Origin of the sequence: Ensifer sp. ZNC0028, assembly GCF_000799055.1 — a bacterium.
Lineage (GTDB): Bacteria > Pseudomonadota > Alphaproteobacteria > Rhizobiales > Rhizobiaceae > Ensifer.
The window spans coordinates 1-11,326 of sequence record NZ_JTLA01000114.1 but is presented as its reverse complement, the minus strand read 5'-3'; the positions used below and the strand labels follow the sequence as shown (position 1 = coordinate 11,326).

Here is an 11,326-nt window from a genome sequence, read left to right as displayed (position 1 = left end):
CCACCACGAGCCTCAAGCATGCGACCCATTTCAAGCGCAATGCGGAGGCCGGCATGGTGATGGTCAACCTGCCGACGGCGGGCGTCGACTTCCATGTGCCCTTCGGCGGCCGCAAGGGCTCCTCGCACGGCTCGCGCGAGCAGGGACGCTACGCCGCCGAATTCTACACAACCGTCAAGACGGCCTACACGCTCGCCTGAAGCGCGCCGTCATCGGGCCCGCGTGAATGGCGCGGGCCGCATAAGGAAGGACAAAATGAAGAAGAAAGCTGAATGGCCGCGCAAGCTGCGTTCGCAGGACTGGTTCGGCGGCACCGGCAAGAATGCCATCATGCACCGCTCCTGGATGAAGAACCAGGGCCTGCCTGCCGACACCTTCGATGGCCGGCCTATCATCGGCATCTGCAACACCTGGTCGGAGCTGACGCCCTGCAATGCGCATCTGCGTGACCTTGCCGAGCGGGTGAAGCGTGGTGTCTACGAGGCCGGCGGCTTCCCGGTCGAGTTTCCGGTGTTTTCCGTCGGCGAAAGCACGCTGCGCCCGACCGCGATGATGTTCCGCAACCTCGCGGCGATGGACGTCGAAGAAGCGATCCGCGGCAATCCGGTCGATGGCGTCGTGCTGCTTGGCGGCTGCGACAAGACCACGCCGAGCCTGTTGATGGGCGCTGCCAGCGTCGATATCCCGGTTATCCTCGTCTCCGGCGGCCCAATGCTGAACGGCAAGTGGCGCGGCAAGGATGTCGGCTCCGGCACGGCAATCTGGCAATTCTCGGAAATGGTGAAGTCCGGCGAGATGTCGCTCGCCGAATTCATGGACGCGGAGCAGGGCATGGCCCGCTCGGCCGGCAGTTGCATGACCATGGGCACGGCCTCGACGATGGCCTCCATGGCCGAGGCGCTCGGCATGACGCTTCCCGGCAATGCGGCAATCCCGGCCGTCGATGCCCGCCGTCGGGTGATCTCGCAGCTCTCCGGCCGCCGCATCGTCGACATGGTCAAGGAAGACCTGAAGCCCTCGGACATCCTGACGAAGGAAGCCTTCGAGAACGCCATTCGCGTCAACGGCGCCGTCGGCGGCTCGACCAATGCCGTGCTGCACCTGCTGGCGCTTGCCGGCCGCGTCGGTGTCGATCTGACGCTCGACGACTGGGATCGCCTTGGCCGCGACGTGCCGACGATCGTCAACCTGCAGCCGTCGGGCAAGTACCTGATGGAGGAGTTCTATTACGCCGGCGGCCTTCCGGTCGTGATCAAGGCCGTGGGCGAGATGGGCCTGCTTCACAAGGATGCTGTGACCGTCACCGGCGATACGATCTGGAACGACGTCAAGGATGTCGTCAACTACAACGACGACGTGATCGTGCCGCGCGACAAGGCGCTGACCAAGTCCGGCGGCATCGCGGTGCTGCGCGGCAATCTCGCGCCGAAGGGCTGTGTGCTGAAGCCGTCGGCCGCCTCGCCGCACCTGATGCAGCACAAGGGCCGCGCCGTCGTGTTCGAGAGCATCGAGGACTATCACGCCCGCATCAACCGCGAAGATCTCGACATCGATGAAACCTGCGTGATGGTGCTGAAATATTGCGGCCCGAAGGGTTATCCGGGCATGGCCGAAGTCGGCAACATGGGCCTGCCGCCGAAGGTGCTGAAGAAGGGCATCACCGACATGATCCGCATCTCCGATGCGCGCATGTCCGGCACGGCCTACGGCACCGTGATCCTGCATACCGCGCCGGAAGCTGCCGACGGCGGCCCGCTGGCGCTCGTTCAGAACGGCGACATGATCGCCGTCGACGTGCCGGCCCGCACCATCCATCTCGACGTCTCCGACGAAGAATTGGCTCGCCGTCGTGCGGCCTGGGTCTCTCCGGTGATGCCGCTCAAGGGTGGTTATGCCGGCCTCTACGTCAAGAGCGTGATGCAGGCCGACACGGGTGCGGATCTCGACTTCCTCGTCGGCCCGCGCGGTGCGGAAATCCCGATGAACCGCGACAGCCACTGACGCTGTCGGCACACGAGCGGACGTTCCGCTCGTGCGACTTCGGCGTGCACCACAGCTTGCGTCATATCAGACGTACAAAGGTCGCCGTCGCACCGCCATTGCTGTGCGACGGTCCCAGGTGTCGGCGTCGGGGCCACTGCGCTGAACAGGCCTGGCGCATCCGCAAGCATCGCCGCGGGGCGGACCTATAACCTTTACGCTGCGATCGTCTTCACGCCTGCAATCCGCCTTCGTCCGAAGGCCTGTTCCTCTTCCCTTACTTCTGGGTAAGCACTTACCACTGGGTGCGTATTGGCGTCGCAGCGTCGACATCATAGTTTATCCCCGCGACGGTGCGTGTCTGCAGACGGGGCGGCCGCGGCAGCACTAGAACTATGATCCAGAGGAGTGAAGAAGCGTGCCGTTGACAGAACTCATCGATACCTATTGCGCCGCCTGGTCGTCGGAGGACGCCGAGCAGAGGCGGGCGTTGCTGGTACCGATCTGGGCCGATGGCGCAACGTATACGGATCCAACGGTTCATGCCGTCGGCGCAGAAGAACTGCTCGCGCATATCGCCGGCATTCAGGCCAGGCATCCGGGCGCGCGCATTGCGCGGACAAGCGACCTGGATGTTCATCACGGGATCGCACGCTTTGCCTGGCGGTTTGTGATGCCCGACGGATCATCTTTCCCCGAGGGGCTGGACATCGCATTCCTCGATCCCGGCCAGACGCGCATTACGCGCATCATCGGCTTTTTCGGGCCGTTGGTCAGCCTGACGGCGTCGCGCGTCTGAGCAGACCTCCTTTGATCGGCTACGATCGAGCGGAGCCTCTGACACGATCACCGCATCGGTTTCGGTGCGGTGAACCTATGTGCGTGCCATAGGTCATCGTCTCGAAAAGACACGTATCCGGCCGCGTCTTTGCCTTGTGTTATCCACACAGCACAAAACCCTCCGTTTTCGGCTGATCCGCGGCAACCGGCGGCAACCCCAGAACGTATCCCTTTTGCCGGGGCCATTCCGGTCCCGAGCCTGAAAAGGAGGACGATCATGCGGAGGAATGTACTTGCGTTGTCGCTCGGTCTTCTTGCGACGGTGGCGCTGTCTCAGCCGGCATTTTCACAAAGCGCGAACGGTCTTGGCGTCGGCGTGTCCGTCGGCGGTGCGAATGGGCTGAACGCCAATGTGGGCCTCGGTGGCTCGAACGGCCTTAAGGCAGATGTCGATGCGTCGCTCGGTGGCGCAAACGGCGTCAATGCCAACACCAACGCCTCTCTCGGCGGATCGCAAGGCGTCAATGCCGATGTGCGGGCGAGCGCCGGCGGCGCCAATGGCATCAACGCAGACGCCGATGTCGGCCTTGGTGGTGGCAAAGGGCTCAACACGTCGGTCAATGCCACGGTCGGTGGACGGGATGGGCTGACTGCCGGTCTGAAAGCCAATGCCGGCGGCGGCAACGGTGTCGGGCTTGGGCTCGGCGTGGGCGTTGGAACGGGATCCGGCGGCGGCAGCCCCGGGGGTGGCGGCAGCGTTGGTGGTGGAACCGGAGGCGGCTCCGGCGGCGCGGTTTCGCCGGGCGCTTCCATGGCCGCGTTCAATGCACTGCCAGCGGGCGAGCGGGTCAAGCTGATCAAGCGCTGTCGCGATGTCGTTGGCGGCGGTTATGACAGCGGGCTGGTTTCGCTCTGCCGCATCCTGCAGGCGAGCGCTTCGCGGTAGGACCTGAGACTTGGGCCTGGATCGACGGGACGCACGCTGCGCCCCGTCGGGTCACCTACTGGCTTTGCGACTGGCTCTGGCTTTGCTGCTGCTGTTCGACCGTCACCGATACCTTCAGCGTCTCCTTGGCTTCGCCGTGGATCAGCCCGGAGATGGGGGCGGCGTCGCGGTAGCAAAGGCCGGAGGCGATGCGGACATAGCGATCATCCGGGCAGATCTTGTTGGCGGCGTCGAAGCCCACCCAGCCGAGCCCGTTGAGATGCACTTCGGCCCAGGCATGGCTGGCGGTCTGCTCGGGATGCCCCTCCATCATCAGATAACCCGAGACATAGCGTGCCGGCAGATCGAGGGAGCGCGCCGCCGCAATCAGGATGTGGGCATGGTCCTGGCAGACGCCGCGGCCGCTTTCAAGCGCGTCTTCGGCCGTCGTCTCCGCGTGGGTCTCACCGGGCTTGTATTCCACGGCTTCATGGATAGCCGCCATCAGCGCATGCATGCGGGCAAGGTCGGTGTCGCCCTCGGCGGATTTCGAGAGGTCACGAATGAGCTTGCCGGCCTTGGTGAGCGGCGTTTCGCGCACGTAAAGCCAGAGCGGCACGTAGGACTGGTGCGGCCCGAAAACGCCGGCGCGGTCCTCCGTGTGGACCTCGCCCGAGGCCGTGATGTGGATCGTATCGCGGTCGCCGTCGACGCTGACGAGATGAACGCGGTTGCCGAAGTGGTCGTCGTAGCTCACTTCGATCGCAGCGCCATCGACCAAGGTCTCCCAGCCGAGCACGGTCTGGCCCACCTGTGTCAGGGGCGTCAGTCGCAGGCGCTGCAGGGCATACTGCACGGGCTCGTCATAGTGATATTCGGTCGTGTGGCTGATCTTCAGGTGCATGCCATCCTCCGATCTAGAGCGCTTCCGGTCAAAACAGAGTTGTGAAAGCGCTCTATCTCCTTGTTTTTACGCAATTTTGAACGCGAAACCGCGCCACGCTTTCGCTGGAATTGCACTAGTAGAACCGGTAGCCGTCGGAGATTTCCTGTCCCAGACGGTTGTTGTGGCTGATGAAGTCTTCGAGATACTCATGCAGCCCCTGGTCCATGATGTCCTTGATCGACTGGCTGCGCAGTGACGCGAGCGTGCGGTCAGCTGTGTCGTGCGCCGCATGGCGCTCACCATATTCCCGTTCGAGGTAGCCGAGATTGCTGGCGATCTTCTCGTAGCAATAGGCAAGCGAGCGCGGCATGCGACCGTTCGATATCAGGAAGTCGGCGATGTTGGCGGGACGAAGCTCGGCGTCGTAGACCCAGCCATAGGCGCGATGCGCCGAGACCGAACGCAGGATCGATTCCCACTGCACGTTGTCCATCGACGAGCCGACGGCGGCGACCGCCGGTAGAAGCACATAGTACTTCACGTCGAGGATGCGGGCGGTGTTGTCGGCCCGCTCGATGAAGGTGCCGATGCGCGAGAAGTTGAAGATCTCGTTCCGGAGCATCGTGCCGTGGAAGGCGCCGCGGATGAGGCCGGCGCGATGCTTGATCGCATCGATGATCTCCGGCATGTCGGTCGGGCGCGCCTTCTTCGACAGCATCGCCTTCATCTCGAGATAGCACTCGTTGGTCGCTTCCCAGGTCTCGCGGGTAAGGGCCGTGCGCACCATGCGGGCGTTGTGACGGCCTGCTTCGATGCAGGACATGACGCTCGACGGGTTGGCGCGGTCGCGCAAGAGGAAGTCGATCGCGTCGATGCTCGTCAGCTTCTCGTGCGCTTCATCATAGAGTTCGCGCACACCGGCGCTTTGCAGCACGCCGTCCCAATCGTCTTCGCTGGCTTCGCTGCGCGTTAAGGACATGCGCAGGCCGGCGTCGATCAGCCGGGCGCTGTTTTCCGCGCGCTCGATGTAGCGGAACATCCAGTAGAGGCCGTTTGCGGTTCTTCCCAGCATCTCTCAGTCCTCCAGCACCCAGGTGTCCTTGGTCCCGCCACCCTGGCTGGAATTCACGACGAGCGAACCGGCTTTCAGCGCCACGCGCGTCAGGCCGCCGGGGATGATCTGGACCTTGTCGGAGACGAGGACATAGGGGCGAAGATCGACATGCCGGGGCGCGATGCCCTTGTTGACGAGGATCGGCACGGTGGAAAGCGAAAGCGTCGGCTGGGCGATGTAGTTGGTCGGGCGGGCCTTCAGTTTTTCGGCGAAGACGGCGCGTTCCTTCCTGCTCGCCGTCGGGCCCACCAGCATGCCGTAGCCGCCGGAGCCGTGGACCTCCTTGACCACCAGCTCTTCCAGATGCTCGAGCACATATTTCAGGCTCTGCGGCTCGGAACAGCGCCACGTCGGCACGTTTTCGAGCAGCGGTTTGCGGCCGGTGTAGAACTCGACGATTTCGGGCATGTAGGAATAGATCGCCTTGTCGTCGGAAATCCCGGTGCCCGGCGCGTTGGCAATCGTGATGTTGCCGGCGCGGTAGACGTCCATGATGCCGGGAATGCCGAGAGCGGAATCCGGCCGGAAGGTGAGCGGGTCGAGGAAGTCGTCATCGACGCGGCGGTAGAGCACGTCGATCGCCTCGTAGCCGCGGGTGGTGCGCATCTTCACCTTGCCGTCGATCACCCGCAGGTCCGAGCCTTCGACGAGCTCGACGCCCATCTGGTCGGCGAGGAAGGCGTGCTCATAGTAGGCGGAGTTGTAGATTCCGGGCGTCAGCACCGCCACGCGCGGCTTGCCGCTGCAGCCGGGAGGGGCGAGTGACGAGAGGCTCTGGCGCAGCAGATTGGGGTAGTTCTCGACCGGGCGCACACGGTTCTGATGGAAGAGTTCCGGGAACATCTGCATCATCGTTTCCCGGTTTTCCAGCATGTAGCTGACACCGGACGGCGTGCGGGCATTGTCTTCGAGCACATAGAACTGGTCTTCGCCGGTCCTGACGATGTCGGTGCCGACGATGTGGGTGTAGACACCGCCCGGCGGCCGGAAGCCGATCATCTGCGGCAGGAAGGCGACGTTCTTTTCGATCAGCTCACGCGGGATGCGGCCGGCGCGGATGATCTCCTGCTTGTGGTAGATGTCGTCGAGAAAGGCGTTGAGGGCGATGACCCGCTGTTCGATGCCTTGCGCGAGCTTGCGCCATTCGCGGCCGGAGATGATGCGGGGGATGAGGTCGAAGGGGATGAGTTTTTCGGAGCTGTCTGCGTGTCCGTAGACCGCGAAGGTGATGCCGGTTTTCCGGAAGATGTTCTCGGCGTCCTTGGATTTCGCTATGAGCCGATTTCTGTCCTGGCTGGCATACCAATCATGATAGGTCGAATATGGCTGGCGCGGACTGCTGTCCGCATTCATCATTTCGTCAAATGCCAAAGGCGTGGTCCCCTTATTTTTGACCATTTGAGTACAAGGCTGGTTGCAATGCAAGAAGCGTGCTCAGTCGCCCGAAAAGAAAGTTGGCCCCGCCAGAAGCGCCCGTTCGCGGGAAAATCTGCCCAACGGCAAGGCAGCCGCATCCGGTCGCCGAAAGCGGTTGCGACCGGGTGGGCAAGAAATATGCACGTGCTCTAAATTTGGACGCGGGCGCCGAAGCTAGCCGAGGCCCAGGCAAACGATGGCGAGCACCGCAAGAACACAGAGCACCAGCAGCGACAGCGTGGCGGCAGCGCTTGCACGCGGTCCGCAATGGGCAAGCGCGCGGATGTCGACCTCAAGGCCGAGGGCGGCCATGGCGATGACCGTCAGCCAGCTGGAGACCGTCACGGCGTCGGTCGCGAGCGTGTCGGAGATTGCGCCGCTGTTGCGGGCGATGGCGACAGCCACGAAACCCAGGATGAACCAGGGAACGAAGTGGAGGATCGTGGCGAGAGGCGACTTGCGTTGTCCGGGCGCTTTGCATTCCGCCTCCGTATCGCGGCTGCCGATCAGCGAGAAGCAGAAGACGACGGGGCCGAGCATCAGCACGCGCACCAGTTTGACGAGCGTGCCGACCTGGACCGAGAGCGGGCTGAAGGGGCTGGCGGCGGCCAGGACTTGTGGCACGGCATAGACGGTCATGCCGGCAAAGACGCCGTAGCCCTGGGGCGTCATGCCGAGCCAGCCGCCGATGAAGGGCAGCGACAGGACGACGGCGATGCCGAGGATGGCGGTAAAGGAGATTGCGGCTGCGACTTCCTCGCCGCGGGCACCGATCGCCGGTGCGACGGCCGCGATCGCGGAGTTGCCGCAGATAGCGTTGCCGCAGGCAATCAGCGTCGCCAGGCATTTCGGCAGGCCGAGCAATCGCGCGATCACGTAACCGGTAGTAATCGACAGGAGGACGATCACGACGATGGTGACGAGCAAGGTCGGCCCGCTCTTGGCGATCGCGTCGAAGCTCAGCATCGCGCCGATGAGCACTATCGCCGTCTCCAGCAGGATCTTCGCCGAGAAGTGAATACCGGAAAGGAAGCGCGCGCCGGGCGTCCAGAGGGTGCGGAAGATGGCGCCGAGAAGGATCGCGAGAACGAGGGCTTCCAGCCAGGCTCGGCCGGTCCAGCGCCGCTCGATCCATTCGAGCCCGATGGCCGCAAGGGCGACGAGACAGCAGAGGAAAAGGCCCGGAAGAATGCGCGTCAGGCGGGAGGCGGCTGAGGAAAAATGGGAGCGAAATGGGGAATGCGATCTGGACATGGGCGCAACCTACGCTCATCCATGAATCAGTCTAACGGATTATTCTTGTCATTCTGATCGATTTTTGAGATTGATCTACCATGACACTCGATCAGCTTAAAATCTTCGTCGCGGTCGCCGAGCGGCTGCACATGACCAAAGCCGCCGAGGCGATGAACGTCACGCAGTCGGCCGCAAGTGCGGCGATCGCAGCGCTTGAAACCCAGCACGATGTCCGGTTGTTCGATCGCGTTGGGCGCGGCCTGACGCTGACCGATGCCGGCAAGATCTTCCTGCCGGAGGCAAAAGCGGTGCTTGCCCGGGCGGCCGCGGCCACCGCCTGCCTTCGCGATCTCTCCGAGCTTCGCCGCGGCGAACTGTCGATTGCGGCGAGCCAGACGGTTGCGAGCTATTGGCTGCCGTCGCGGCTTGCCCGCTTCACACACGACTATCCCCAGGTCGACGTGAAGCTCACCGTGCGCAACACGGCGGTCGTCGCCGAGGCGGTGGAGGAGGGGACCGCGCAGCTCGGCTTCGTCGAGGGGCGCGTGGATGGCGCCAAGCTCGACCATCGCCGCGTCGCCGTCGATCGTATCGCCGTCTATGCCGCGCCTGGCCATGCGTTCGTCGGCGCCTCGGTCAATCTGGAAATGTTGCTGTCTGCGCGCTGGGTGCTGCGCGAAGAAGGCTCCGGCACGCGGGCAATGTTCCTGCAATCGATGGACGAGCATGGTGCAGACGTCGATCGGCTCAGGGTCGAGCTTGAGCTGCCCTCGAACGAGGCGGTGCTGACGGCGGTCGAAAGCGGTCCGTTCGTGACGGCCGTTTCCCGGCTTGCCGCACAACCCTTCGTCGATAGCGGCCGGCTGGTGGAACTGCCGTTCGAACTGGCCGAGCGCAGCTTCGAGCTTTTGACGCACCGCGAGAGGCAGTTCAGCCGAGCGGCACGCGCCTTCGTGGAACTGCTTTGAGAGCAGGTCCGTTTCTCTCCTGCGATGGCGGCGAAAGCCTGCCCGTGTTTGCGGGATTGTCCGTTCAAAGAGGTGACCATGGCGTTCGAAATCGTGGAGAGACCCGCACAGCGCATTTCCGGATCGTTCTGGGAGGGAACCTTTGTCGAGGCGGCCGATGGCGCCGTGCGCCGGCTGATCGCCGAAATGCAGGGGCACCACCAGCACCTTCATCCCGGCGACCATACGGCATTGGTCGGCATCTCCTGGAACGATCGTCCGGATGGCTTTCGCTATCTCGTCGGCTATGTCTCCGACAAGGCGGAGACGACCGTGCACCCCGGCCATGTCGACCTGCCGGCCATGCGCTTCGTCACGGCCCTGCATCACCCTGACGCCGGCGACGTCTTTGCCCATTACCAGAAAATGTTCGACTGGATCGCGGCCGAAGGCCTCGCGATCGATACCGCCTTGCTGCACTATCGCGAGGAGTACGATCCCGGTTTCGTCTCGCTGTCGCTATCCTCGCTCAGGCTGATGGTTCCGATTGGCTGATGCTTCCCATCAGAAAAATTGCTTTGACCATCAATACCGGCGCGGATACTTGCATGAGTGCTTAAATCAGAGGATTTGAGCGCGAAATCAGCGGCAGATCAAAGCGTTACAGCGGCCAGGCGCGCTTCAGCGAGGGCGGCTCATGCTTTCCGCCTGCCGCCGTCATTCCGATAGGCTCACCATGCTCGCCCGTCTGGCTCCCGCCATCTTCGTTCTGCTCTGGTCCACCGGCTGGGTCGTGGCGAAATATGCTGCGGTCTATGCAGATCCGCTGACCTTTCTCGTGTTGCGTTACACGCTGGCGATCGCGCTCTTCATCCTCTTCTGCGTCGTCACCGGCGCGCAGTGGCCGAAGTCCTGGAAAATGGCCGGTCATGCGATCCTGTCCGGCATGTTCCTCCACGGGCTCTATCTCGGGTCGGTCTGGTGGGCGATCGGCGAAGGCGTGCCGGCCGGCATTTCCGGCATCATCGCCGGCCTTCAGCCGCTAATGACCGCGGTCGCCGCGGCCTTCGTCATCGACGAGCGGCTGAGCGTTCAGCAAAAGCTTGGGCTGGTGCTCGGCTTCTTTGGCATTGCTCTTGCCGTCCTGCCGAAGGTACTGGCGATCGACACGGGTGCGACGCCGATCCACTTTCTGCCCGTGATCATCAACGTGCTCGGCATGGGCGCCGTCACCTATGGCACGCTCTACCAGAAGCGCCATCTGCAGAGCGGCGACATCCGCACCATCGCAGCGCTGCAATATCTCGGCGCGCTGATCGTGACGATCCCGCTGGCGCTGATGCTGGAAGACCTGCACGTGACCTGGAACCTCCAGGTGGTTCTGGCGCTTGCCTGGTCGGTTCTCGGGCTCTCGATGGGGGCGATCGCGCTGCTGCTTTATCTGATCCGTCGCGGGCAGGTGTCCCGCGCAGCGTCGTTGATCTATCTCGTGCCGCCGCTTGCCGCCGTGCAGGCGTGGCTCTTCTTCGGCGAAGCGCTGACGCTGCCGATGGTCATCGGCACCATCATTGCCGTTGCCGGCGTCTATCTGACCAACCGCAAGCAGGCGTGACGCACGACGTGCGAGAGCGTGTAGCGGTTTTGCGATAGCGACAGGCACAGCCCAAAAACGAAAACGGCGGGCCGAAGCGACCCGCCGTTCATATTTCTAAGTACTACGATGCTTTGCGCGCCTGATCGACGCGCAGCGCCTCGGTCAGCCCTGGTGGCCGCGATTGCCGCCATTGCCCCGACGCTGGCCCTGGCCGCCTTCGCGACGCTCGCCACCGCCACGGTTTTCGTTGCGGCCGCCCTGGTTGCGGTCACGACGGTCGCCCTGCTTCTGGCCGGGACGTCCGTGGTGCTTCTTGCCTTCGTGGTTGCGGTTGCCTTCGCCACGGCCGTCGGTCTGCGGGTGGCCGTGATCGCGGCGCTCCTGGCGCTGCGGGCGGCGCTCGTCGCGCAAAAGGTCGTCGCCGGTAAAGCCGCTGGTGGCTGCAACC

11 protein-coding genes and 1 pseudogene are annotated in these 11,326 nt (G+C 63.6%); 7 read left to right on the top strand and 5 right to left on the bottom strand.

Going from position 1 to position 11,326, the window contains the following annotated elements; genetic code table 11:
* The 4 genes from L981_RS26220 to L981_RS26205 all read left to right on the top strand — a co-directional run.
* Positions 1 to 200, top strand: a 200-nt coding sequence (locus tag L981_RS26220; RefSeq protein ID WP_043612594.1) for an aldehyde dehydrogenase family protein, incomplete at its 5' end; no start/stop codon positions are given.
* A gap of 55 nt (positions 201 to 255) precedes the next feature.
* The gene (araD, locus tag L981_RS26215; RefSeq protein ID WP_043623325.1) at positions 256 to 2,001 is read left to right on the top strand and encodes an L-arabinonate dehydratase; all 1,746 of its coding nucleotides are present in this window, start codon (positions 256 to 258) and stop codon (positions 1,999 to 2,001) included.
* Between the two features lie 469 nt (positions 2,002 to 2,470).
* Positions 2,471 to 2,779 carry a nuclear transport factor 2 family protein gene (locus L981_RS26210; RefSeq protein ID WP_156134241.1) on the top strand — a complete coding sequence of 103 codons (309 nt, stop codon included), beginning with the start codon at positions 2,471 to 2,473 and terminating at the stop codon, positions 2,777 to 2,779.
* Positions 2,780 to 3,037: 258 nt separating this feature from the next.
* Complete coding sequence (locus L981_RS26205; RefSeq protein WP_043623319.1) at positions 3,038 to 3,706, top strand: hypothetical protein; 669 nt, start codon at positions 3,038 to 3,040, stop codon at positions 3,704 to 3,706.
* A gap of 55 nt (positions 3,707 to 3,761) precedes the next feature.
* Here the strand turns inward: L981_RS26205 and L981_RS26200 are convergent, their stop codons facing one another.
* The 4 genes from L981_RS26200 to L981_RS26185 all read right to left on the bottom strand — a co-directional run bounded on the left by L981_RS26200 (position 3,762) and on the right by L981_RS26185 (position 8,355).
* Positions 3,762 to 4,589 carry a transglutaminase family protein gene (locus L981_RS26200; RefSeq protein ID WP_043623317.1) on the bottom strand — a complete coding sequence of 276 codons (828 nt, stop codon included), beginning with the start codon at positions 4,587 to 4,589 and terminating at the stop codon, positions 3,762 to 3,764.
* Between the two features lie 115 nt (positions 4,590 to 4,704).
* Positions 4,705 to 5,643 carry an alpha-E domain-containing protein gene (locus tag L981_RS26195; protein WP_043623314.1) on the bottom strand — a complete coding sequence of 313 codons (939 nt, stop codon included), beginning with the start codon at positions 5,641 to 5,643 and terminating at the stop codon, positions 4,705 to 4,707.
* A gap of 3 nt (positions 5,644 to 5,646) precedes the next feature.
* Positions 5,647 to 7,041: a circularly permuted type 2 ATP-grasp protein gene (locus L981_RS26190; protein WP_082006163.1), complete on the bottom strand. Its 1,395-nt coding sequence runs from the start codon at positions 7,039 to 7,041 to the stop codon at positions 5,647 to 5,649.
* A gap of 234 nt (positions 7,042 to 7,275) precedes the next feature.
* Complete coding sequence (locus L981_RS26185) at positions 7,276 to 8,355, bottom strand: YeiH family protein (protein ID WP_052202023.1); 1,080 nt, start codon at positions 8,353 to 8,355, stop codon at positions 7,276 to 7,278.
* 80 nt (positions 8,356 to 8,435) lie between these two features.
* Here L981_RS26185 and L981_RS26180 point away from each other — a divergent pair, with 80 nt between their 5' ends.
* From L981_RS26180 to L981_RS26170, 3 genes are all read left to right on the top strand, one after another.
* The gene (locus L981_RS26180; protein ID WP_043623311.1) at positions 8,436 to 9,305 is read left to right on the top strand and encodes a LysR family transcriptional regulator; all 870 of its coding nucleotides are present in this window, start codon (positions 8,436 to 8,438) and stop codon (positions 9,303 to 9,305) included.
* 78 nt (positions 9,306 to 9,383) lie between these two features.
* Positions 9,384 to 9,839, top strand: coding sequence for a GyrI-like domain-containing protein (locus tag L981_RS26175; protein WP_043623308.1), 456 nt, complete (start codon positions 9,384 to 9,386; stop codon positions 9,837 to 9,839).
* A 181-nt stretch (positions 9,840 to 10,020) separates the two neighbouring features.
* Positions 10,021 to 10,896 (top strand): DMT family transporter, encoded by an 876-nt coding sequence (locus L981_RS26170; protein ID WP_043623328.1) that lies wholly within the window; start codon positions 10,021 to 10,023, stop codon positions 10,894 to 10,896.
* Positions 10,897 to 11,040: 144 nt separating this feature from the next.
* Here L981_RS26170 and L981_RS35245 read toward each other — a convergent pair.
* Positions 11,041 to 11,326, bottom strand: a pseudogene (locus L981_RS35245) (hypothetical protein); the annotation flags it as partial.

What these genes read in the sequence shown, in the direction of transcription:
- L981_RS26185 (WP_052202023.1), bottom strand. Translation starts at nt 8,355, where the DNA reads ATGTCCAGATCGCATTCCCCATTTCGCTCCCATTTTTCCTCAGCCGCC.
- L981_RS26175 (WP_043623308.1), top strand. Translation starts at nt 9,384, where the DNA reads ATGGCGTTCGAAATCGTGGAGAGACCCGCACAGCGCATTTCCGGATCG.
- L981_RS26170 (WP_043623328.1), top strand. Translation starts at nt 10,021, where the DNA reads ATGCTCGCCCGTCTGGCTCCCGCCATCTTCGTTCTGCTCTGGTCCACC.
- L981_RS26205 (WP_043623319.1), top strand. Translation starts at nt 3,038, where the DNA reads ATGCGGAGGAATGTACTTGCGTTGTCGCTCGGTCTTCTTGCGACGGTG.
- L981_RS26190 (WP_082006163.1), bottom strand. Translation starts at nt 7,041, where the DNA reads ATGATGAATGCGGACAGCAGTCCGCGCCAGCCATATTCGACCTATCAT.
- L981_RS26180 (WP_043623311.1), top strand. Translation starts at nt 8,436, where the DNA reads ATGACACTCGATCAGCTTAAAATCTTCGTCGCGGTCGCCGAGCGGCTG.
- araD (WP_043623325.1), top strand. Translation starts at nt 256, where the DNA reads ATGAAGAAGAAAGCTGAATGGCCGCGCAAGCTGCGTTCGCAGGACTGG.
- L981_RS26200 (WP_043623317.1), bottom strand. Translation starts at nt 4,589, where the DNA reads ATGCACCTGAAGATCAGCCACACGACCGAATATCACTATGACGAGCCC.
- L981_RS26195 (WP_043623314.1), bottom strand. Translation starts at nt 5,643, where the DNA reads ATGCTGGGAAGAACCGCAAACGGCCTCTACTGGATGTTCCGCTACATC.